The following is a 23,276-nucleotide window of genomic DNA, read 5'->3' as shown; positions in this document are numbered from 1 at the left end:
GCATGGACCTGCAGTTCGAACTCAACCGCCCGACCCGGCTGCCGCCGCTGATCCCCTTTGCCAGCGTCGACGATGCCGACCAGGCCGTGGCCCGCCTGATCGAAATCTATCGGCGCAATACGGCTTTCATCCGTGACGCCTTTCGGGAATACTGTGCCCGCGGCCTCGAAACCGGGCAACGGGTGCGGGCCTGCTACCCGGCTTTGCGCATCCGCATCCAGACCTATCAGGAAGTCGACAGCCGCCTGTCGTACGGGCATCTGGTCGAACCGGGCGTGTACATGGCCACCATTACCCAGCCGCACCTGTTTCGCGACTATCTGCGCGAGCAGGTGCGGCTGTTGCTGCGCAACCATCGCGTGCCCGTCGAGATCGGCGAGTCCGACCTGCCGATTGCCCTGCATTTTGCCTTCCCCGAGGGCGAATATGTCGAGGGCGAAATCTCCGAAGTCCCCGGGCACACGCTGCGCGATCATTTCGACGTGCCCGATCTGGCCGTCACCGATGATGCCATCGTCAACGGCACGTGGCGCGGGCGGGCCAACCAGCCCCGCCCCCTGGCGCCCTTCACGGCACCGCGCATCGACTATTCGCTGCACCGACTGCAGCACTATACGGCCACGTCCCCGCAGCACTTTCAGGATTTCGTGCTGTTCACCAACTATCCTTTCTATGTGGATGAATTCGTGCGCTGGGCGCGTCAGTCGCTGGCCCAGGGCACGGGGGGCTACACCGAACTCGTCGAGCCCGGCAACGTGGTCACCAGGCCCGAGCAGGCGCACGCGGCGCCGGCCGCACCGGCCGCCATGCCGCAGATGCCGTCATACCACCTGAAACGTGCGGGGCATTCGGGCATCACACTCATCAATATCGGGGTGGGCCCGTCGAATGCGAAGACGATTACCGACCATGTGGCCGTGCTGCGGCCGTCGGCCTGGCTGATGCTCGGGCATTGCGCGGGCCTGCGCACCACCCAGCGCCTGGGCGATTACGTGCTGGCGCACGGCTATGTGCGCGAAGACCATGTGCTGGACGATGATCTGCCGCTCTGGGTGCCCGTGCCGCCGCTGGCCGAGGTGCAGGTGGCGCTCGAGCAGGCGGTGGCCGAGGTTGCCGGCCTCTCGGGCTGGGAACTCAAGCGCATCATGCGCACCGGTACGGTGGCCACCATAGACAACCGCAACTGGGAACTGCGCGATCAGCAGGAACCCGTGCAGCGTCTGTCGCAGTCGCGCGCTATTGCGCTGGACATGGAATCCGCCACCATCGCTGCCAACGGTTTCCGTTTCAGGGTGCCTTACGGCACCCTGCTGTGCGTGTCCGACAAGCCCCTGCATGGCGAGCTCAAGCTGCCGGGCATGGCCAGCGCCTTTTATCGTACCCAGGTCAACCAGCACCTGCACATCGGTATACGGGCACTCGAACACTTGCGCGAAATGCCGCCGGCCCGGCTGCATTCGCGCAAATTGCGCAGCTTCATCGAAACGGCCTTCAAATAGGCTTGCAGTGGCCAGATTGAGGCTTGCGGGGGCCAGGCTGCGCTGGGTACGCCGCCCGATCCGGCCGGTGCCACGCACCCATGTACGGGCCAGGGTACGGGGCCGCCTTCAATCGAGCAGACCCACCAGGAAGAGCGACATCTCGGGCCACGCGGCTGCGGCGACGAGGCCCACCAGCGCGGTGAGCAGGAAGGGCAGTGCGCCGCGCGCCACGGTCTCGATGGGCAGCCGGGTGATGTTGGCGGCCACATACAGATTGATGCCCACCGGAGGGGTGATCAGCCCGATGGCCAGGTTGATGGTGACCACCACGCCGAACCAGATGGGATCCCAGCCCAGCTGATGGGCGACCGGCAGGAAGATCGGCAGGCTGATGAACATGATGGTGATGGCGTCCATGAACATGCCGGCGATCAGCAGGATCACCATGATGACCAGCAGCACCACCCACTCATTGCTGCTGATGCCCAGCAGCAGGGTGGAATACTGGCCGATGAGGTCATCGACGTTGACCACCCAGCCGAACAGGCTGGCATAGGCCACCACGAACATGACGAAGGCCGATGACGAGGAGGCATCCACCAGGGCCTTGTACAGGCCTTTGAGATCCATGGTGCGATAGATGGGGCCGCCGACGAACAGGGCATAGACCGTGGCCACCAGCGCGGCTTCGGTGGGCGTGAACATGCCCGAGTAGATGCCGCCCAGGATCACGACCGGGGTCATCAGCCCCCAGAACGAATCGCGGAACGCGCACCAGAGGCGTTGAAGGTAGGGCAGGCCCGGGTAGGGGTCGGGGCTCAGGCGATCGAGCGCGGGGGTGCCATGGACGTCGTGGTGCCTTCTGGCCAGCGGCAGGGTCAGCAGCATGAGCATCCCCATGAAGAGGCCCGGAATGATGGCCGCGATGAACAGCTTGGCAATCGAGGTTTCGGCGATCACCCCATAGATGATGAGGCCGATGGATGGTGGGATGACGATGGACAGCGCAGCCCCCGTGCACACCAGGCCGGCGGCGAAGGCGCGACTGTAGCCGTCTTCTTCCATGCTCTTGATGATCAACGGGCCGATGGCGGCCACCGAGGCCGGACCCGAACCGCTGACGGCGCCCCAGAACAGGCACACCACGGTGCCCACCACGCCCATGCCCCCGGGCAGGCGGCCGATGAGCACGCGGAAGAAACGGATCATGCGCTCGGCAATGCCCAGCGAGCCCATGAGCGCGCCGGCGAGGATGAAGAAGGGAATGGCCAGCAGGGAAAACTTGGACACGCCGGTGGCGATCAGGTCGCCCACCAGATCGAGGCCAAAGCCCAGGTCCCACATGGCATACATGGCCGACAGGCCCAGCGCGAAGGCAACCGGCACGCGCAGGGCCAGGAAGATGAAGAACAGGATGATCATCTGCGTGCCGGCGCCCAGCTCAAACATGCTGGATCTCCTGATCCAGGGCCCGCCACATTTCGACGCTGTGCTGGAGGAAGCGCACCAGCACGAGCAGGAAGGCGAACGGGACGCCGATGCTGTAGTACCAGGCCGGAATCTGCAGGGCGTAGGACCGGATGCCGCTGGAGATCTGATTGAAGACGAGTTCGGCGCTGAACCACGCCGACAGCAGCAGGAGGATGCACGACAGGACGATGGAGACCGCCAGCACGAACTTGCGCGGCCGGCCGGGCAGCAGATCGTAGACCAGCGTCACCGCCAGGTGCTCGCCCGACCGGGCGGCGATGGCGGCGCCAAAGACCGTCAGCAGGAGAAAGCCATTGACAAGGATTTCTTCGGTCGAGGCAAATGAGTAATTGGTGACATAGCGCACGACCACATTGACGAAGCCCAGGATGGTCATGAGCGAAAAGATGACGGCGCAGATGATCTTCTCGGCGTCGCGCAACAGCAGATGCATGGGGATCTCCCGGGGCATGGCACGGGCCGGCCCTGTCGGGCGGGCCCGTGGGGCCCCATGCGCCCGGCGCAGCGGCGGCAACCGGGCAGAGGGGCCTTCAGAATCGGCTCAGGCTCAGGAGCCTTTCTTGGCGGCGATGCTGTCCTGGAAGGTCTTGACCAGATCGGCACCGACCTTGGCCGCCCAGGTGTCGAATGCGCCCTGGGTGGCCGCGCGGAACTGCTGCAGTTCTTCGGGCGTGGATTCGTGGATTTCCATGCCTTTTTCACGCAGGTAGGCAATGCCGTCGTCGGTGGCCTTGCGGGTGATGTCGACCTGATATTCCATGGCGTCTTCAGCGGCCTTGCGCATCTTCTGCTGGGTGTCCGCATCGAGGGCATCCCAGCGCTTCTTGCTGATGCCGATGAAGATGGGGTCGTACGAATAGTGCCAGGTGCTGAGGTATTTCTGCACTTCGTTCACGCGCTGGGGGATGATGACGGCGCCAATGGGATTTTCCTGGCCATCGACCACCCCCTGCTGCAGGGCCGAGAAGGTTTCCGTCCATTGCATCTGTTGCGGATTGGCGCCCAGGTCTTTCATGACGTCGATGTACATGGGCCCGGCCACGCGCATCTTCAGGCCCTTGAGGTCGGCCGGGGTCTTGATTGGATGCACGTTGTTGGTCACTTCGCGAAAGCCGTTTTCGCCCCAGGCGAGCACGATGATGTCATGGTCGGCCATGATGTCGGCCATTTTTCTGCCGGCGTCACCCTGTGTGGTGGCATCGACCTCGGCGTAGTCGGCATACAGGTAGGGCAGCGAGAACACGGCCATTTCGGGCACCATGGGTGTCACGTTGATGGCCGAGGTGACCACGAAATCGATGGCGCCCCGGCTGGTCATTTCGGCCTGTTTCATCTGGTCGCCACCCGCCAGGGTGGCGTTGGGGAATATGCGCACCTTGTACTTGCCATCGGTGGCCTGGTCGAGCAGTTCGGCAAATTTTTCGGACCCCTTCTGCCATGTGGTGGTGTCCGACGTGTTGTGCGACAGGCGCAGGGTTTCGGCCGAGGCCGTGCCGACCATACCCAGGCAGGCCACGGCCGAAGCCAGGGCAATGAGGCGCAGGCGGGATAGTTTCATGGGATCTCCTTGGGATTGAACGCCGTTTCCGGCCAATATGGACATCATCGATTCTAACCATTAGTTTTATCTTGTGGAACGGTTGATCTCATCGGGATTTACACCTATTAGTGAAAGAGAGCGTTTGATTTTTGGCGATTGTTGGTAAATAATCGATCTGAAGCATCTTATAGGTCCATATTGTGAAACAAGGCGACCAGCCTGATCCCAACCGCACGGCCGGCACGCAGGCGGTGCACCGTGCACTCAACGTGCTGCACGTGATCGCCCGCGGGCGCGATCAGGGCGTGGCGCTGTCGTCCATCTGCCAGCAGTCGGGGCTCAACAAGTCCACTGCGCATCGCCTGGCCTCGGCCCTGGTGGCGGCTGGCATGGTCGAGCAAGACGCGCAGACGCGCCTGTATTTTCTGGGGGTGGAATGCCATGCCCTGGGTCTGGTGGCGGCGGCGCGCTTTGGCCTGCACCATGATGTGGACATGCCGGTGCGCCGCCTTGCGCAGCATACGGGCGATGCCGCGTTCTTTTCCGTGCGCCAGGGGGCCTGGTCGCTGTGCCTGCTGCGCCATGAAGGCAATTATCCGCTCAAGTCGCATGTGCTCCAGGCGGGAGACCGCCATCCACTGGGTGTCGGGGGGGGCAGCCTGTCCATGCTGGCGGCACTGGCCGATGCCGAGATCGATCAGGTGCTGGCTGCGGTCATGGATGAAATCCGCCTGGCCTTTCCCGGCTACACGCGCGAATCGCTGCTGGGTCAAGTGGCGGCCACGCGCAGGCAGGGCTTTGCCGTCAATCGCGGGCAGGTGCTGAAAGGCTCCTGGGGTTTCGGCGTGCCGGTACGCAACCCCGAAGGCCAGGTCATCGGGGCCTACAGCATCGCGACGGTGGAAAGCCGCGTAACGCCCGAACGCGAACAGTTCCTGGGTGACCTGCTGGCACAGGAAGCCCGTGCGCTCGAACAGATCCTCTGCGCGCGGGCATCCGCACCCGGCCTGGCGCCGATCTTTTTCTCATCGGCCGCCGCCGCGGCCACCCAATCCAAGAGGCATCACCATGACGCAAGCAGTCATCGCCGGATGGTCACACATCCCCTTCGGGAAACTGTCTGATCCGGATACCGAATCCCTGATGGCCCGGGTCACCGGGCCGGCTCTGGCACACGCGGGCATCAGCGGCCGGCAGGTCGATGGCATTTATGTCGGGGTCATGAACAACGGCTTCCAGAAGCAGGACTTCCAGGGCGCCCTGGTGGCGCTGGCCGACCCCGATCTCACCCATGTCCCGGCCAATCGCCTGGAAAACGCATGTGCCACGGGCAGCGCGGCCATTCATGCGGCCATGGACTTCATCGAATCGGGCCGTGGGCAGGTCGCGCTGGTGGTGGGGGCCGAAAAAATGACGGCGCGCTCCACCCCCGAGGTGGGCGACCTGTTGCTCAATGCCAGCTATCGCAAGGAAGAGGCCGACATCCTGGGGGGGTTTGCCGGCATCTTCGGCCAGCTCGCCGCGCAGTATTTCGAGCGCTACGGTGACTTCAGCCATGAGCTGGCCGTCATTGCAGCCAAGAATCACAAGAACGGGGTCGACAATCCCTACGCCCAGATCCGCAAGGATCTGGGCGTCGAGTTCTGCGACACGGTGTCCGAAAAGAATCCGTATGTGGCCCCGCCCCTGCGGCGCACAGACTGCTCGCTGGTGTCCGACGGCGCGGCCGCGCTGGTGCTGGTGGCCGATTCGCTGGTCGATCAGTTTCCGCGCGCCATACGCTTCAGGGCGCGCCAGCAGGTCAACGACATCCTGCCCCTCAGCCGGCGCGATCCGCTCGCCTTCGAAGGCGCTGCCCGGGCCTGGCGCCAGGCGCTGCAACAGGCCGGTGTCACGCTCGATGACCTGAGCTTCGTCGAAACCCACGATTGCTTCACGATTGCCGAAATGATCGAATACGAGGCCATGGGCCTGGCCGCGCGCGGCGAGGGCTGGAAGGTGGTGCGCGAGGGCCTGACGCAAAAGGATGGCCGCCTGCCCGTCAATCCGTCTGGCGGCCTCAAGGCCAAGGGGCATCCGGTGGGTGCCACGGGCGTGTCCATGCATGCGCTGGCCTGCATGCAGCTGGCTGGCACGGCCGGCGACATGCAGATCCCGGACGCCCGCCTTGCCGGGGTGTTCAACATGGGCGGGGCGGCCGTCGCCAATTACGTGAGCATTCTCGAGCGGATCAAATAATGACAGCACACGCCCCGAAAGCGCCACTGGGTGGCCTGGTGCCCGTATCGCGCCGGGTCATGAACCTGGCGACGTTCGTCAGCCAGGCGGCGGCGCGCCTGCCCGACGAACCGGCCCTGATCGTCGACGAGCAGGTGATCACCTGGCGCACCCTCGAGTCGCGGGTGGCCGCCCTGGCTGCGGTGTTTGCCCAGGCGGGCCTGGGGCGCGGCGATCGCATCCTGACCCATTCTCCCAACGGCGTGGAGCAGATCGAGGTCATGCTGGCCACGTTTCGCCTGGGTGCCGTGTGGGTGCCCACGAATTTTCGCATCACCCCCGACGAGGTCGATCATCTGGCGCGCAGTGCGGGGGTGGCGGCCTTCATCTGTCATGCCGGCTACCCCGAACATGCCGCCCTGGCCTCCACGCTCGATGGCCTGCGGCTGGTGGCCGGCCTGGGCCCGCAGGCGGGCCCCGATGGCATTGGCGCGCGCATCGATGCCGCCCTTGCTGCGGGTCAGGCCCGGGCCACCCAGGCCGTAGAGTACGACGACCCGTGCTGGTTCTTCTTCACCTCGGGCACCACGGGCAAACCCAAGGCGGCGGTGCTGACCCACGGTCAGATGGCGTTCGTGCTCACCAACCACCTGGCCGATCTCATGCCCGGCACCACGCATCGCGACCGCAGCCTGGTGGTGGCGCCGCTGTCGCACGGGGCCGGCATCCACTACCTGACGCAGGTGGCGCGCGGGGCGGCCACGGTGTTTGGCACGCAAGCGCGGTTTTCACCCGAGGCGGCTTGGGCCACCATAGAACGCCACCGGATCAGCAATTTCTTCACGGTGCCGACCATACTCAAGATGATGGTCGAACACGAAAGTGTGGACCGCTACGCCCACGACTCACTGCGTCATGTCATTTATGCCGGCGCGCCCATGTACCGTGCCGATCAGAAGCGGGCGCTCGAAAAGCTGGGGCCGGTGCTCGTGCAGTATTTCGGCCTGGGTGAGGTCACCGGCAACATCACGGTGCTGCCGCCCGAGGAACACTCGGCCGATGACGCCCTGATGCCGCATGCGGGGTCCTGCGGCCGGCCGCGCACGGGCATGGAAATCAGCATACAGGATGCCGACGGCCGCCATCTGCCTGCGGGCGAACAAGGCGAGATCTGCGTATCCGGGCCAGCGGTGTTTGCCGGCTACTACAACAATCCGGAAGCCAACCGCAAGTCGTTTCGCGATGGCTGGTTCAGAACGGGGGATATCGGCTATCTGGATGCGCAAGGCTACCTGACCATTACCGGGCGCGAATCCGACATGTATATCTCGGGGGGCTCCAATATCTACCCGCGCGAGATCGAAGAAAAGATCCTGGCAGCGGGGTGGGTGCAGGAGATCTGCATCCTGGGCATGCCGGATCCCGTCTGGGGCGAAATCGGGGTGATGGTGGCGGTGCTCGAAGAGGGTGCCACCTGGGATGCCGACGCCTTCCAGCACTGGCTGGATGCCCACATCGCGCGCTACAAGCAGCCGCGCCACTGCGTGATCTGGCCCGAGCTGCCCAAGTCGGGTTATGGCAAGATCACCAAGAAGATCGTGCGCGAGGCCCTCGTGGAACGCGGCCTGTTCCCGGCTGCCTGAGCTTGATCGAATCATGATCGCTGATTTCGCCAATCGCAACCGTGCCTGGGCCGGCGGGCCCGACAGCGCGACCCGGCCCGATCCCGGCGTGCCTGTGCTGCAGCACCCGGGGCCGCCCGATGCCGTACGTCGCAACGTGCTGGCCGGGCATGGCCAGAAGGTCTGGCGTATTCCGCTGGTGGCCGGCCAGACATTGCAGACTTCGGTGCTGGCGGCCATGCGCCAATTGAAGGTCTCCACGGCCGGTCTGGGGCTGCAGCAGGCGGTGTTTTCGCACCTGCGCTACTTCGAGATCGCGACCAGCCCGGATGTCGTGCCGGTGGCCCACTACACCACGCCGCGGGATCGCACCGGGCCGCTGGAACTGATCTGCGCCGGGGCCACGGTGGGCCAGACGGCCGCAGGGCAGCCCGCAATCCATTGCCATGCGCTCACGGTCGACCGCGCAGGCCATTTCGTGGGCGGGCACCTGTTGCCGCAGGCCTGCATGCTGGCTCAAACCGGCGTGGCCTGGCTATGGGCACTGGATCACATGCGTCTGGTCATTGGCGATGATCCTGAAATCTGCACGCCCGTCTTCCACCCCATCCTGTCCGAGGACAATCTTCATGGCGATCATTGAGCAGGGCGCTCCCGGGCGCATTTTCTACGTGCGCATCCATCCCAATGAGGATCTCCTGCGCAGCGTCGAGCACACGGCACGCGAGGCGGGTCTGGCGGTGGCCATGGTGCGCAGCAGTGTGGGCAGCCTCGCGCATGCCTGTCTCGAGGTGGCGGGCGGGCGTCGCCTCGACCTCCCGGGTCCGGCCCTCGAGATCATGAGCCTGCAGGGCGAGGTCCGCGCTGCAGCCGATGGTCTGCCGCAGGCCTTGCTGGCCGGGGTGGTGATGGACCTGCAGGGGAAATTTCATGCCGGCCGGTTTGTGCGCGGGCGCAATCCAGCGTGCATGACGATCGAGGTCGTGCTCGAGGAATGGTGTGTGGAACAACGAATGGAGCTTTCAGACGATGCGCAATACCAGTGAAGACAGGGTCGTGATGGTGACGGGCGGGGTGTCGGGCATCGGCCTGGCCCTGGTGCAGGGGCTGCTGGCCAAAGGCTGGCGGGTGCTCGCGGTGGATGTGCAGGCCGGGCAGATCGAGGCTGCGCGTCAGGCGCTGGCCGGGGCCTCTGCCGGGCGGCTGCAGTTTGCCCAGGCCGATGTCACCGACGAAGCGCGCATCGAGCAGGTGGTGGCCGACTGCGAAGCCGATTTCGGGCCCTTGCACGGTCTGGTGCACTCGGCTGGCATTGCGGCCGAGGTGCCGGCGCTGGAAACCGAGGTGGCCATGTTCCGCCGCATACTGGATGTCAATGTGACGGGCGCCTTCATCACGGCGCGCGCGGTGGCACGTGTCATGCAGCCACGCGGCAGCGGTTCCATCGTGCTGATTTCCTCGGTGTCGGGCATGCGCGGCAATTATGGCCGGGTCGCGTACGGGTCATCCAAGTCGGCCTTGCTGAACATGACGCGCATCATGGCGGTCGAGTGGGCGCACAGCGGGCTGCGGGTGAATACGGTGGCACCGGGCCCCATCGATACGCCGCTCACCCGCAAAATCCATACGCAGGTCACGCGCGACAACTGGAACCGGGTGGTGGCGATGGGGCGTTACGGCGCAGACCATGAACTGGTCGGGCCGGTCTGCTGGCTGCTCGACCCCGACGGTTCTTCCTACGTCACGGGGCAGGTGATTGCCGTGGATGGTGGTTTCACGGCCATGGGTTTACCCGTACCAGCGGCCTGAAAAGCGATACACTGGGGCGATCGCTCTTGGCCGCGCAGCATCCACTGTGGTCAGCGCGTCCTTCGCCATTGTCCTGCCCGTTCTGGCGCCGCCGGGCCACAAGCCCGCACGTCGTCGTGGCGGGCCCACACCCGAAACAGGTCGTACCGTGAATGCTCCCCAGACTGCCTCGATCCTGTCCCCGGCCCGGCCGGCGACTCCCTGTGCGCCAACACAGCGCAACGGCGCTGAAGTCCTGCTCGATACCCTGATTGCCCACGGCGTCGATACGGTATTCGGCTACCCTGGGGGTGCGGTGCTGCCCCTCTATGACGCGCTGTACGCCGAGCCCCGCCTGCGGCACGTACTGGTGCGCCATGAGCAGGCGGCCGTGCACGCTGCCGAAGGCTACGCACGCAGCACCGGGCGTACCGGAGTGGTGTTCGTCACTTCGGGGCCGGGCATGTCCAACACCACCACCGGCCTGCTCGATGCGCTGTGCGACTCGATTCCCGTGCTGTGCATCAGCGGCCAGGTGGCCACCAGTGCGATTGGCACCGATGCCTTCCAGGAATGCGATGCCGTGGCGATCTCCCGTCCGGTCACCAAGTGGAATGCGCAAGTCCGGCGCGCACAGGATGTGGCCGAGCTGACCGCCAAGGCCTTGCGCCTGACCCACAGCGGGCGGCCAGGGCCCGTACTGCTCGATTTTCCCAAAGATCTGCAGATGGCGGCCGTCGAGCCAGAGCACACCGTCGTGCAGATCGAGGCCGATGCACCCGAGCCGTTTTCACCGGGTACCGAGGCGGCCCTGAAGCGGGCGGCGGCCCTGATCGCCCGTGCTCGCCGCCCGGTGTTCTATGGCGGCGGCGGGCTGATCAATTCGGGGCAGGATGCCTGCCATGCGTTTCGCAGCCTGGTGCAGGCCACCGGGGCACCCTGCACGCTCACGCTCATGGGCCTGGGGGCCTATCCGGCGGGCGACGGGCAATTTCTGGGCATGCTGGGCATGCACGGCACCCTGCAGGCCAATCTGGCCATGCACCATGCCGATCTCATCATCTGCGTGGGGGCCCGGTTCGATGACCGCATCACCGGCCGCCTGTCCGATTTCTGCCCGCATGCCGAGAAAATCCACCTCGACATCGACCCGGCCTCGATCGACAAGGTGGTGCGTGCCGATGTGGCGCTGGTGGGTGATTGCTACCCTCTGCTGCGCGCCCTGCACAAGGAACTGGGCGCCTGGCCGCTGGCCTGCGGGCGGCTGGATGAATGGTGGCAGCGCATTGCGGTGTGGCAGGCGCGCGATTGCCTGAAGGTGGCACCAGCCGAAGACGTGATCCTGCCCCAGGATCTCATGCTGCGCATCGATCGCTGCCTGCAGGGGCAGGATGCCGTGGTGTCCACAGATGTCGGGCAGCACCAGATGTGGGCTGCCCAGTACCTTTCGATCGACCGGCCCAATCGCTGGCTGACCTCGGGGGGTGCCGGCACCATGGGCTATGGCCTGCCGGCGGCCATCGGGGCGCAGATCGCCCATCCGGACAAGACCGTGGTCTGCATCAGTGGCGATGCCTCGGTATTGATGAACATCCAGGAACTGGCCACGGCCATGCAGCACCGGGCACCGGTGAAGGTGATCGTGTGCAACAACGGGCACATGGGCATGGTACGGCAGTGGCAGGAACTCATACACGGCGGGCGCTACAGCCACAGCTACAACGCATCCATCCCCGACTTCGTGGCCCTGGCCGGTGCTTTTGGCTGGGGCGCGGCGCGCGTCGCCCACCCGCGTGATCTCGATGCGGCCCTCGAGGCCTGCCTGGCGCATGACGGGCCCTATTTTCTGGATGTGGCCGTGGTGCCATTGCAGAACTGCTTTCCCATGATGCCGGCGGGCTATGGACACCAGCAGGTCATGCTGTCCGAAGACACCTGGTACGTCGAAGACTGATCCGCAGATGCCCGGGGTGCACGGCCGTCGAACGCAGGGTGCCCGGGCGGATTCGGGGCTCATTGTTCTGCTGGCCACGCTGGCCGTGCAGTCGCTGGTGGCGATGTGCCTGCTCACGCTGCCCGTGGTGGCCCCGGTGGTGGCCCGTTCGCTGGGGGTCTCGCCGGTGCACGTGGGCCTGTATGTCGCCCTGGCCTATGCCGCGGCCATGGCCTCCAGTCTGGTTTCGGGCGGCCTCGTGCGGCGCTATGGAGCCATACGCGCCAGCCAGGCGGGTCTGGTGCTGTGTGCCTGCGGCTTGCTGGTCAGCCTGGTGCCCCATGTGGCCGTCACGGCGCTGGGGGCCCTGCTCATCGGCGTGGGCTATGGCCCCATCACACCGGCCAGTTCGCACCTGCTGATCCGCAGTACGCCGGCGCATCGCCTGTCCTTTGTCTTTTCCATCAAGCAGACCGGCGTGCCGCTGGGAGGCGTGCTGGCGGGTGCATTGGTGCCGGGGCTGGCCGAGTTCGGCTCCTGGCAGATGGCCTTTGCCATGGTGGCCGCCTGCAGCCTTGCCTGTGCCCTGCTGATCCAGCCGCTGTGCCGTACGCTGGATGCCGATCGGGACCCGGCGCATCCGGTGTCGCTGATCGGCAATCTCGCCGGGCCGCTGCGCCTGGTGTTCGGTCAACGCAGTCTGCGGGCGCTGGCCGCGGTGTCTTTTCTGTTCTCGGTCACCCAGCTGTCGCTGGTGACGTATCTGGTGACCTGCCTGCACGAGGACATGGACATCGACCTGGTGACGGCCGGCCTGCTGGCGGCGCTGTCGCAGATGGCGGGGGTGGCAGGCCGCATTCTCTGGGGGTACGCATCCGACCGTTTTCTGGGCCCCCTGCGTGCGCTGGGGGCCATTGCCCTGCTGGTCGCCCTGTGCGCTGTCCTGATGCCGGTCAGCCCATCAGGGCCGCTCTGGTTGCTGGGGGCCCTGCTGTTGGTGTTCGGCTTCTGTGCCATCGGCTGGAATGGCGTCTATCTGGCCGAAGTGGCGCGTCAGGCGCCGGCAGGAAAAGCCAGCATCGCCACGGGCGGCACGCTGTCCATCACCTTTCTGGGCAATGTGCTCGGCCCGCCCGCCTTCGGGCTGGTGGCGGGCGGCCTGCACAGCTATGTCCTGGCCTATGCCGTGCTGGTGGTGCCGGCGGGCGCCAGCCTGTGGCTGCTGTGGCGCAGCCGGCAGGCATTTCAGCCCGCCAGCACCTGACGGGTGACGGCCTGGCCCACCTCTGTGGTGACGGCCTGGCCACCCATGTCGGGGGTGCGGGGCCCTTGGGCCAGCACGGCTTCGATCGCCTGCACGATGGCCGAGGCCGCATCGGCGTGCCCGAGGTGGTCGAGCATGAGGGCGGCTGACCAGATCTGGCCGACCGGATTGGCAATGCCCCGGCCGGCGATATCCGGCGCCGAGCCGTGCACGGGTTCGAACAGCGACGGATGGCGGCGTTCGGGATCGAGGTTGGCCGATGGCGCGATACCGATGGTGCCGGTGCAGGCGGGGCCCAGGTCGGACAGGATGTCGCCGAACAGGTTGGAAGCGACCACGACGTCGAAGCGATCGGGGTGCCGTACCATGTGGGCACAGAGAATGTCGATGTGGAACTTGTCCCAGGTGACATCCGGGAATTCTTCCGCAATGGCCGCCACGCGCTCATCCCAGAACGGCATCGTGATCGAGATGCCGTTTGACTTCGTGGCGGCGGTCAGGTGCTTGCGGGGCCGCTTCGAAGCCAGTTCGAATGCGTAGCGCAGCACGCGGTCCGTGCCGGTGCGGGTGAAAACGGATTCCTGGATGGCCATCTCGCGCTCGGTACCTGCGAACAGGCGCCCGCCCGCGTTCGAATATTCGCCCTCGGTATTTTCGCGCACGATCAGGAAGTCGATGTCGCCCGGGGCACGGTTGGCCAAGGGGCATGGCACGCCCGGCATGAGGCGGGCCGGACGCAGGTTGATGTATTGATCGAATTCCCGCCGGATGGTGAGGATGGACTGCCAGACCGCAATGTGATCGGGGACGCGGCCGGGGTCGCCCACGGCGCCGAAGAAAATGGCATCATGCCCGCCGATCTGGTCTTTCCAGTCGTCGGGCATCATGCTGCCGTGGCGCATGTAATGATCGCTGCCCCAGTCGAAGGTCTCGAAATGCAGGGCGAAGCCGAAACGCGTGCCCGCGGCCTGCAATACGCGCAGGCCTTCGGGCATGACTTCGATTCCGATCCCGTCACCCGGGATCACGGCGATGTTGTGTGTCATCATAGGGTCACCTGATTGGAGCAGGTGCCTACTCTAGCAGTTTTTCCGTGTCCTGCGCGCGGCATGCAGGTTCGATGCAGATCAAACAGTGGGCATATTTTCGTTGAGGTTCGATGTATCTTCATGCTAGAAATGTAACATCGGGCTCGCAAGCCCCTGTCCCGGCGTTCCGAACGCTATCATCCGGAGGATTCCACCATGTTTCAGAGTCATAGAATCAAGGCCTGGCTGGCCACTGCGGCATTGGCCGGTCTGACCGTCAGTACCCCGGTACTTGCGCAGAAAACGCTGTCCGTTGCCTATCCGCTGTCGAATTTCTCGCATTTCGGCATTGCGGCCCAGGCCTTCCAGGACGCGCTGGAAGGTCAGCACTCGGGTTTTCACGTACAGCAGCGTCCCAACACGGATGGTGCCGATCCCTCCGCGATGCTGCGCAGCCTGCAGGATGGCACGCTCGACATGGCGGTGGTGCCGGGCAATGCAGTCCGTGACATGGTGCCGCAGATCGAAGTCTTCAGCCTGCCCTACCTGTTCGCAGACCTGGATCACGCGCGCCGCGCGCTGGATGGCGAGACTGGCCAGAAGATCCTGGCCGAGCTCGGCCACCACGATCTGGTTGCCCTGGCGTGGGGTGATCAGGGCTTCACCCAGGTCACCAACAATCAGCGTCCGGTCCGGGTGCCGGGCGACATGCAGGGCATGACGGTGGGGATTGCCGACAATCCGCTGCACAAGGCGACCCTGCAGGCCCTGGGTGCGAAGCCCGTGATACAGGACTGGCCGCGCATCGTGGCCGATCTGCGCGCGGGCACGCTCGATGGCGAAGTCAACCCCTACGCCGTGCTGCTGCCGACACGCATCTGGAAAGAGCAGAAATATGCGTCTGCCACCAATATGTTCTACGAACCGGCGCTGATCGTCATGTCGGCCAAGACCTGGGCCGGGCTCACACCCGCAGACCAGGCCAAGATGCGCCAGGCGGCCGGCAAGGCCGCTCAGGACATGCGTGATTTCGTCAGCAAGATCCAGATTCATGATGGCGCCACGACCCTGCAGGCCCAGGGCATGCAGCTCAATGAGGTCGATCGCGCAGCCTTCGTGCACGCAACGCAGGCCGTGTACCCGGCCTATGTCGATATTTTTGGCCAGGCACTGATCGACGCCTTGCGCGGCACGCGTTGAGCAGCTCCGCATTGGTGCATCCGGCCTTGCGGGCATCGCCGGGGCGGCCCGCGCCGGCGCCCCGGCAGGGATCATGCCGGGTCATGCCGGGGCCGGGCCAGCGGCATGAATTTCCAGTACGGGCGGTGGTGGCGTGCAGGGCGCGCGGAACCCGCCGAACTTGCACGCTGCCCGGCTGGCTCGTATGATCCGTGCCAATGCGGCCCCACATGTGCCGCCTGTGGAACTTCATGACCAAAACACTCATCATTGCAGAAAAGCCTTCGGTTGCCCTGGATATCTCCCGGGCCCTGGGCGGCTTCACGCGTACGGGCGATTATTTCGAAAGCGAGCAATATGTGCTCTCTTCCAGTGTCGGGCATCTGCTGGGCCTGGTGGCCCCAAATGACCCGGTACGCGGCAAGTGGAGCTTTGCCCATTTGCCGGTCATCCCCGAGCAGTTCGAACTGGGGCCTGTCGACAAGCGCTCGACCGAGCGCCTGAAATTGCTGGTCAAGCTGATCAGGCGCAAGGATGTCACTGCGGTCATCAACGCTTGCGATGCCGGGCGCGAGGGCGAGCTGATCTTTCGCTACATCATGCAGTATGCCAAGGTCAACAAGCCCGTATGGCGCCTGTGGCTGCGCTCCATGACCCAGGCCGCAATCCGCGAGGCTTTCGAGAACCTGCGCGACGACGAGGCCATGAAACCGCTCGAGGCCGCTGCACGTTCACGGGCCGAGGCGGACTGGCTGGTGGGTATCAATGGCACCCGGGCCATGACGGCCTTCAACAGCAAGGATGGCGGCTTCTTCAAGACGCCGGTCGGGCGGGTGCAGACCCCCACGCTGGCGATCGTGAACGAGCGTGAAGAGCAGATCCGCCGCTTCGTGCCGCGCGACTACTGGGAGGTGCATGCCACATTCGTTGCGGCGGCTGGCCTTTACGAAGGGCGCTGGTTCGATCCGGCCTTCAGGAAGAACGAGAACGACCCCGAGGCCCGCGAATCCCGCCTGTGGTCGGCCGCTGCCGCGCAAAGCGTCGTGGCGGCCTGTCGCGGGCAGTCGGGCACGGTGCAGGAAGAGTCCAGGCCCAGCACCCAGCTCTCGCCGGCCCTGTTCGATCTCACCACGCTGCAGCGCGAGGCCAATGCCCGCTTCGGGTTTTCTGCCAAGACCACGCTGTCCATCGCTCAGACCCTGTACGAGCGCCACAAGGCCCTGACCTACCCGCGTACCGATTCACGGTACTTGCCCCAGGATTATCTGTCGACCGTGCAGCAGACCATGGCGGGTCTGGCCGCCAGCGAGGCGGGTACGGCCCGCACGGTGCAGCCCTTTGCCGCCCAGGTGGTCGCGCAGCAGTGGGTCAGGCCGAACCGGCGTATCTTTGATGATGCCAAGGTGTCGGATCACTTTGCCATCATTCCCACGCTGCAGATTCCGCGCGAACTGTCCGAGGCGGAGTTCAAGATCTACGAGTTGGTGACCCGTCGCTTCCTGGCGGTCTTTTTTCCAGCCGCGGAGTTCCGGATCACTACGCGCATTACCCAGGTTGCAGGGCATCACTTCAAGACTGAAGGCAAGGTGCTGGTGGCTCCCGGCTGGCTGGCCATCTACGGGCGCGAGGCGCAAGGCGAAGAGGGCTCGCTGGTGGCCGTGGCCGATGGCGAACGGGTCCGCACCGAAGACATGGAAGCGCGTGGCCTGGCCACCCGTGCGCCGGCCCGCTATACCGAAGCCACGCTGCTGTCGGCCATGGAAAGTGCCGGCAAGCGGGTCGATGACGAGGCTTTGCGCGAGGCCATGTCCGAGCGCGGCCTGGGGACACCGGCCACCCGCGCCGCCATCATCGAAGGCCTGCTCAACGAAGCCTATCTGCGTCGTGAAGGGCGCGAACTGGTGCCCAGTGCCAAGGCCCGGCAACTCATGACGCTGCTGGCCGGCCTGGGGGTCAGCGAATTGACATCGCCCGAACTGACCGGTGAATGGGAGCATCAGCTCAAACTGATCGAGCAGCGCAAGCTGGACCGTGACAGTTTCATGCGCGAGATCGCGCAGATGACGCAGGTGATCGTCAAGCGTGCCAAGGAATACGAGCGTGATACGGTGCCGGGGGATTATGTCACCTTGCAGACGCCGTGCCCGCGGTGTGGCGGCGTGGTGCGCGAGAACTACCGGCGCTATGCCTGCACTGCCTGCGATTTCTCGATAGGCAAGCACCCCGGTGGGCGTACGTTCGAGGTGGCCGAGGTCGAGGCGCTGCTGAAGGATCGCGTGCTCGGGCCACTGACCGGTTTCATCAGCAAGATGGGCCGGCCATTCGCTGCGGTGCTGCGCATCAACGATGAGTACAAGCTGGAATTCGATTTCGGCCAGAAAGACGACGACGATGCCGAGCCGGTGGATTTTTCCGGCCAGACGTCCCTGGGACCGTGCCCGCGCTGCCAGGCCAGCGTCTACGAACACGGCATGAACTACGTCTGCGAGCGCTCGGTGGGCCCCGAAAAGACCTGCGATTTCCGCAGTGGCAAGGTGATCCTCCAGCAGGCGATCAGCGCCGACCAGATGCGCAAGCTCCTGGCTGACGGCAAGACCGATCTGCTCGATGGCTTCGTCTCCAGCCGTACGCATCGCAAGTTCAAGGCCTTTCTGGTGCGCCAGGCCGATGGCAAGATCGGCTTCGAGTTCGAACCGCGGCCGGCCAAAAAGGCCACGACGAAAGCAGCCACGTCGAAAGCAGCCACGTCGAAAGCGGCATCCACGAAGGCGGCATCCACGAAGGCGGCATCCACGAAAGCAGAAGCGACGAAAGCAGCAGCTACGAAAGCAGCAGCTACGAAAGCAGCAGCGACCGGGACGGCCTCGGCCAGATCTGCTGCAACGAAGCCTGGCACGACGAAATCCACGGCAAAGAAAGCGGCAACGGCGAAGACCACGGCCAGAAAAGCCACGACCCGGGCCGGGGCGGCCGAACCGGCCGGCGAGCCGGCCGACGGCTGACGCACTGGGCCTCGGTCCGCCCCGTCAGATTGGCCAGGGTGGGCATGAATCCGGTCATTGGTGGGTGATTTGCCGGCCCGCGGCTCGGCCCGTCTGGTCGAGCGTGGCCTACCCGATCCGTACATTTGGGTCAGCCTGCTGGCCCGGATGGCCGCCGTGGCTCCGGGGGCCGAACCGTCTGGCCCAGATGGCCGTGGCCTGGGCCAGAAAACCGGGCACCGAGCGCACCCCCGCCAGCGGGGCAAAGCCCAGGCCCCGCCAGGCCTGTTGCAGGCAGGTCAGGGGCTGCTGTATGGTCAGCGCCGGTGCGTGGTTCTGTTTCGACAATTTGTGGCCCTGGCTGTCGCACAGCAGGGGGACATGCAAGGTGCGCGGCGGTTGCAGGCCCAGCGCGCGGGCCAGGCATCGCTGGCGTGCCGTGGACGGCAGCAGGTCCTTGCCGCGCACCACATCGGTCACACCCTGCGCGCCATCATCGACCACGACCACCAGCTGATAGGCCCACAGGTCATCGGCACGACGAACGATGAAATCGCCCACTTCGGCCGCCACGTCCTGGTGGCATGGGCCATACCAGCGGTCGACAAAGGATTCCTGGCCATGGGGTGCCTGGAAGCGCCAGCTGCAGGTGGCCTGGGCTGCTTGCCCGGACTCGCCGCGGCGCAGCGCAGGCGGGGTGTCCGATGCAAGATCAGCGGCAGGCCGCTGTTTCAGGTCACGCTGCCGCGGGTCATTGTGTCGGCCGGGCCGGCAGGTACCGGGATAGGGCCCGGGCGGCAGGTCCTTGCGGTGGCAGTGGCAGGGATACACCTGGCGGGCCTGCTGCAGTTGTGCAAAGGCGTGTGCATACAGGGGGTGGCGCTGGCTCTGCCAGACCGGCGGTGCGTCCCAGTGCAGGCCCAATGCCTGCAGCTGCTGCATGATGGTGCGGTCTGCGCCCGGCACGGTTCGGGGTTCGTCGATGTCTTCGATGCGCAGCAGCCAGCGTCCACCATGGGCACGGGCGTCGAGATGGCTGGCCAGGGCCGCGCGCAACGAACCCGCATGCAGGGGGCCGCTGGGGCTGGGCGCGAAACGGCCAACGTAAGGTGTCATGGCACGGCCCACAGGCCTGTTACCCACGTGCCCACCGCCCCCATGTCCATGGGCCGACCCCGGTGGCTGTTGACACCGGCCTGGCCAGCGCATGGCTGGTGTTGCGGGGCGCGGCCGCAGGCCATGGCGATCAGTGCAGCGGCGGGTCTTCTTCGTGGGCCAGCAGCTCTTCGAAGATGAGGTGTTCGACTTCGGCCTGCTGGCTCCAGAGTACCATCAGAGCCAGTACCTTGATCTCGGACAGCGACAGCGGGCCGTGGTTGGCCGAGCAGGCGCATTCGACAAGGATTTCGCGCAATGAGGGCGGCAGTGCCCCCGAGTGCTCGAGGAATGCAATGAAGCCAATGGCCTCGGTGCCGAGGTCACGGTATTCCTCGTGGGTGTAGATGCGCCTGGCCTGCGCCGACTGCCGGCCTTCGGCCGACAGCAACTGGCAGTGCTCGGTGGTGATGGCCAGGCCCTGCAGCCAGCGCAGGGCATCGTCGATGTCCTCGTGTTCGAAGCCTTCGGCAGCCAGCTTGCTGGCCAGGATCTCGGCCCGTGGGCAGGCCTGGGGTGCCTGATAGTTTTCGAACAGGTAAACCAGAATGTCGTACATGGCGGCGGCACACTTGAAACACCTTACAGTGTACCGGATTCCGATTCCTGCAGTTCGATGAGGGTATCGCCTTCCTGGACCTGGTCGCCCACCGCAAACAGGATCTGGCCCACGATGCCATCATGTGGCGCTTCGATGGTGTGTTCCATCTTCATCGCTTCCATGACCATCAGGGCCGCGCCACGCGTCACGGTGTCGCCCTCAGCCACCGACACCGACAGAATCCTGCCGGGCATGGGCGCGCTCAGGCCACCGGCGGCCTGATCCAGCGTGCCCACAGCCTGGGCGATGGGATCCACCCAGTTCAGGGTGTGGCGGCCCGTATCGCAAAATACGTCCAGGCGCTCACCGTGCAGCCAGGCTTCCCCCTGACTGACGACGTCACCCAGCCGGATACGCAGCCCGGCCCCGCCTGCAGGATCGGCGTGCCATTCGAAGTCATGTTCGGGGCCCTGGTCGGCCTGCCATGCCCAGTGTGACCCGCGATGCCGCACATGGACGGTGTGTTCGCCCGTGGCGCTGGCAAAGACGAAGGATTGTTCATGTGCGCCCACCACACGCCAGCCATCGAGCACGGCCCAGGGGGTACCGGGCTGTACTGCGGCCGGGCGCATCGATTGGCCGGTGTGCTGCAGGATGCGCGCGGTGGCCAGGGCCAGCGCCTGTTCGGGTGCCGGACGGGCGCCTGGAAAGAGACGCTCGTGTTCGTGCACGATCAGGCCCGTATCGAGATCGGCCGCGGCAAAGGCCGGATTGGCGATCAGGCGGTCGAGAAAGGCAATGTTGGTATGCACCCCGGTGCAGCGGATGGCCTGCAATGCACGCCGCATGCGCTGGCAGGCCTGGGCACGGTCGGCACCATGGACGATGAGCTTGGCCACCATGGGGTCATAGTACGGAGTGATGGTGTCGCCTTCGCGTATCCCGCCATCGACCCGCAAGGCGCCGACTCGAAACGCAGTGTGTTCGGGCCAGCGCAGTACATCCAGCTGGCCCGTGCTGGGCAGGAAGTCATTGTCGGGGTTCTCGGCGTAGATCCGCGCCTCGATCGCATGGCCGTGGATCTTCAGGCGCTCCTGGGTGAGCGGCAGCGGCTGGCCGGCCGCCACGCGCAACTGCCATTCGACCAGATCCTGGCCGGTGATCGCTTCGGTGACCGGGTGTTCGACCTGCAGCCGGGTGTTCATCTCCATGAAGTAGAAACGCCCGTCGGGTTCGACGATGAATTCGACCGTACCGGCGCCCACGTAGCCCACCGCCCGGGCTGCGGCGATGGCCGCAGCGCCCATGGCTGCGCGACGCTCAGGCGTCAGGCCCGGTGCGGGGGCCTCTTCGATGACTTTCTGGTAGCGCCGCTGGACCGAGCAGTCGCGCTCGAACAGGTGCACGCAATGATCGTGCGTGTCGGCGAAGATCTGGATCTCGATGTGCCGGGGTTTGAGCAGATAGCGCTCGATGAGCACCCGGGCATCGCCGAAACTGCTGGCCGCTTCGCGCTGACAGGACGCCAGGGCGGCCGCGAAGGCCGCCTCTTCGTGGACGATGCGCATGCCCTTGCCGCCCCCGCCTGCGCTGGCCTTGATGAGTACGGGGAAGCCGATCTCCTGTGCGCGTTCCTGGAGGAATCCGGCCTCTTGCCGCTCGCCATGATAGCCAGGGACCAGGGGCACCGAGGCTTCTGCCATGATGCGCTTTGCTGCGGCCTTGCTGCCCATGGCCGCGATGGCGTCTGCGGGCGGACCGACGAAGATCAGGCCGGCCTGCGCGCAGGCCCGGGCAAAATCGGCATTTTCGGACAGGAACCCATAGCCGGGGTGGATGGCCTCGGCACCTGTACGGCGTGCCGCCTCCAGAATGGCGTCGGCACGCAGATAGCTGTCGGCCGGTGCCGCGCCGCCGATGTGCACGGCCTGGTCACAGGCCTGTACGTGGCGCGCCTGGGCATCGGCAGCGGAATATACCGCAATGGTGCGCATGCCCAGGCGGCGGGCTGTGGCTGCGATACGGCACGCGATTTCGCCCCGATTGGCGATCAGCAGGGTCTGAAACACGGTGGGAACTCCTTACATTCTGAAGACGCCGAAGCGGGTGGGCTGCTGCGGAGCCTGACGGGCTGCGGCCAGCCCCAGGCCCAGGACCCGGCGGGTGTCGGCGGGCGCGATGATGCCGTCATCCCACAGGCGTGCCGTGGCGTAGTAGGGATGGCCTTCGTGCTCGTATTGCGCGCGCACGGGATCCTTGAAGGCTTCTTCGTCGGCTGCCGACCAGTGGCCGCCCTGGCGTTCGATGTTGTCGCGGCGCACGGTGGCCAGCACACTGGCTGCCTGTTCGCCGCCCATCACGGAAATGCGCGCATTGGGCCACAGGAACAGCAGACGCGGGTCGAAGGCCCGGCCGCACATGCCGTAGTTGCCGGCCCCGAACGAGCCGCCGATGATCACCGTGAACTTGGGCACGGCCGCCGTCGACACCGCGGTGACCATCTTGGCGCCGTGGCGGGCAATGCCCTCGTTCTCGTACTTGCGCCCGACCATGAAGCCGCTGATGTTCTGCAGGAAAATGAGCGGGATATTGCGCTGGCAGCACAGCTCGATGAAATGGGTCCCTTTCTGGGCCGCTTCGGAAAACAGGATGCCGTTGTTGGCCACGATGCCCACGGGCATGCCATAGAGATGTGCAAAGCCCGTGACCAGCGTGGTGCCGAAGCGCGCCTTGAATTCGTCGAACTCGGAACCGTCGACGATGCGGGCGATCACCTCGCGCACATCGTAGGGCTTGCGGGTGTCGCCCGGAATGATGCCATCGAGTTCGGCCGGGTCGTAGGCCGGCGCCTGCCAGGGGCCTGCATCCGGCAGGGCGGGACGGTTCAGGCGTGCCACGGCATCGCGCAGCAGGCGCAGGGCGTGGAGATCATTCTCAGCCAGATGGTCGGCCACCCCCGAGAGGCGGGTATGGACGTCACCGCCACCCAGGTCTTCGGCCGAGACCACTTCGCCCGTGGCCGCCTTGACCAATGGCGGGCCGCCAAGAAAGATGGT

19 protein-coding genes are annotated in these 23,276 nt (G+C 65.5%); 11 read left to right on the top strand and 8 right to left on the bottom strand.

From position 1 onward, the window contains the following. Window positions 1-2: 2 nt before the first annotated feature. Entirely contained in the window at window positions 3-1,499 is a 1,497-nt protein-coding gene (locus tag WCY17_RS06340; protein ID WP_372701335.1) for an AMP nucleosidase, read from the top strand. Between the two features lie 108 nt (window positions 1,500-1,607). On the opposite strand, the gene WCY17_RS06335 is transcribed toward WCY17_RS06340, so the two are convergent. The 3 genes from WCY17_RS06335 to WCY17_RS06325 all read right to left on the bottom strand — a co-directional run bounded on the left by WCY17_RS06335 (window position 1,608) and on the right by WCY17_RS06325 (window position 4,530). After that, window positions 1,608-2,930 carry a TRAP transporter large permease gene (locus tag WCY17_RS06335; protein ID WP_372701334.1) on the bottom strand — a complete coding sequence of 441 codons (1,323 nt, stop codon included), beginning with the start codon at window positions 2,928-2,930 and terminating at the stop codon, window positions 1,608-1,610. Next, a complete protein-coding gene (locus WCY17_RS06330) occupies window positions 2,923-3,405 on the bottom strand; it encodes a TRAP transporter small permease (RefSeq protein WP_372701333.1) in 483 nt (160 codons plus the stop codon). The genes WCY17_RS06335 and WCY17_RS06330 overlap by 8 nt, the downstream gene beginning before the upstream one ends. 114 nt (window positions 3,406-3,519) lie before the next feature. After that, entirely contained in the window at window positions 3,520-4,530 is a 1,011-nt protein-coding gene (locus WCY17_RS06325; RefSeq protein WP_372701332.1) for a DctP family TRAP transporter solute-binding subunit, read from the bottom strand. A 182-nt stretch (window positions 4,531-4,712) separates the two neighbouring features. Here WCY17_RS06325 and WCY17_RS06320 point away from each other — a divergent pair, with 182 nt between their 5' ends. The 8 genes from WCY17_RS06320 to WCY17_RS06285 all read left to right on the top strand — a co-directional run bounded on the left by WCY17_RS06320 (window position 4,713) and on the right by WCY17_RS06285 (window position 13,336). After that, the gene (locus tag WCY17_RS06320; RefSeq protein WP_372701331.1) at window positions 4,713-5,636 is read left to right on the top strand and encodes an IclR family transcriptional regulator; all 924 of its coding nucleotides are present in this window, start codon (window positions 4,713-4,715) and stop codon (window positions 5,634-5,636) included. Continuing rightward, window positions 5,581-6,750 (top strand): acetyl-CoA acetyltransferase, encoded by a 1,170-nt coding sequence (locus WCY17_RS06315; RefSeq protein WP_372701330.1) that lies wholly within the window; start codon window positions 5,581-5,583, stop codon window positions 6,748-6,750. Before WCY17_RS06320 ends, WCY17_RS06315 begins: the two co-directional genes overlap by 56 nt. After that, a complete protein-coding gene (locus tag WCY17_RS06310; RefSeq protein WP_372701329.1) occupies window positions 6,750-8,372 on the top strand; it encodes an acyl-CoA synthetase in 1,623 nt (540 codons plus the stop codon). The genes WCY17_RS06315 and WCY17_RS06310 overlap by 1 nt, the downstream gene beginning before the upstream one ends. Before the next feature lie 13 nt (window positions 8,373-8,385). Then, the gene (locus WCY17_RS06305; protein WP_372701328.1) at window positions 8,386-8,994 is read left to right on the top strand and encodes a hypothetical protein; all 609 of its coding nucleotides are present in this window, start codon (window positions 8,386-8,388) and stop codon (window positions 8,992-8,994) included. Further along, the gene (locus WCY17_RS06300; protein ID WP_372701327.1) at window positions 8,981-9,397 is read left to right on the top strand and encodes a PPC domain-containing DNA-binding protein; all 417 of its coding nucleotides are present in this window, start codon (window positions 8,981-8,983) and stop codon (window positions 9,395-9,397) included. Before WCY17_RS06305 ends, WCY17_RS06300 begins: the two co-directional genes overlap by 14 nt. Then, window positions 9,381-10,160 (top strand): SDR family NAD(P)-dependent oxidoreductase, encoded by a 780-nt coding sequence (locus WCY17_RS06295; RefSeq protein WP_372701326.1) that lies wholly within the window; start codon window positions 9,381-9,383, stop codon window positions 10,158-10,160. Before WCY17_RS06300 ends, WCY17_RS06295 begins: the two co-directional genes overlap by 17 nt. Window positions 10,161-10,332: 172 nt before the next feature. Next, complete coding sequence (gene ilvB, locus WCY17_RS06290; protein WP_372701386.1) at window positions 10,333-12,093, top strand: biosynthetic-type acetolactate synthase large subunit; 1,761 nt, start codon at window positions 10,333-10,335, stop codon at window positions 12,091-12,093. A gap of 7 nt (window positions 12,094-12,100) precedes the next feature. Beyond that, complete coding sequence (locus WCY17_RS06285; RefSeq protein ID WP_372701325.1) at window positions 12,101-13,336, top strand: MFS transporter; 1,236 nt, start codon at window positions 12,101-12,103, stop codon at window positions 13,334-13,336. Here WCY17_RS06285 and WCY17_RS06280 read toward each other — a convergent pair. Next, window positions 13,318-14,385, bottom strand: a complete 1,068-nt coding sequence (locus WCY17_RS06280) for a tartrate dehydrogenase (protein WP_372701324.1) — start codon at window positions 14,383-14,385, stop codon at window positions 13,318-13,320. The genes WCY17_RS06285 and WCY17_RS06280 overlap by 19 nt on opposite strands. A gap of 195 nt (window positions 14,386-14,580) precedes the next feature. On the opposite strand from WCY17_RS06280, the gene dctP reads away from it, so the two are divergent. Together dctP and WCY17_RS06270 are read left to right on the top strand one after the other, a co-directional pair. After that, window positions 14,581-15,564, top strand: coding sequence for a TRAP transporter substrate-binding protein DctP (dctP, locus tag WCY17_RS06275; RefSeq protein ID WP_372701323.1), 984 nt, complete (start codon window positions 14,581-14,583; stop codon window positions 15,562-15,564). A gap of 230 nt (window positions 15,565-15,794) precedes the next feature. Next, window positions 15,795-18,545, top strand: a complete 2,751-nt coding sequence (locus WCY17_RS06270; protein ID WP_372701322.1) for a DNA topoisomerase III — start codon at window positions 15,795-15,797, stop codon at window positions 18,543-18,545. Window positions 18,546-18,653: 108 nt separating this feature from the next. Here WCY17_RS06270 and gluQRS read toward each other — a convergent pair whose 3' ends face one another. The 4 genes from gluQRS to WCY17_RS06250 form a co-directional block, all read right to left on the bottom strand. Continuing rightward, on the bottom strand, window positions 18,654-19,640 hold the full coding sequence (gluQRS, locus tag WCY17_RS06265) for a tRNA glutamyl-Q(34) synthetase GluQRS (protein WP_372701321.1): 987 nt from the start codon (window positions 19,638-19,640) through the stop codon (window positions 18,654-18,656). Window positions 19,641-19,770: 130 nt separating this feature from the next. Continuing rightward, a complete protein-coding gene (locus WCY17_RS06260; RefSeq protein WP_372701320.1) occupies window positions 19,771-20,238 on the bottom strand; it encodes a DUF494 family protein in 468 nt (155 codons plus the stop codon). Between the two features lie 23 nt (window positions 20,239-20,261). Next, window positions 20,262-22,289, bottom strand: coding sequence for a biotin carboxylase N-terminal domain-containing protein (locus WCY17_RS06255; protein ID WP_372701319.1), 2,028 nt, complete (start codon window positions 22,287-22,289; stop codon window positions 20,262-20,264). Window positions 22,290-22,301: 12 nt separating this feature from the next. Then, the coding region (locus WCY17_RS06250) for a carboxyl transferase domain-containing protein (protein WP_372701318.1) at window positions 22,302-23,276 on the bottom strand (975 nt) is incomplete at its 5' end.

The organism is Castellaniella sp., from assembly GCF_041677825.1.
GTDB lineage: Bacteria > Pseudomonadota > Gammaproteobacteria > Burkholderiales > Burkholderiaceae_B > Castellaniella.
Note: the sequence above shows the minus strand (reverse complement) of the source record. Positions and strands in the feature narration are given on the sequence as shown.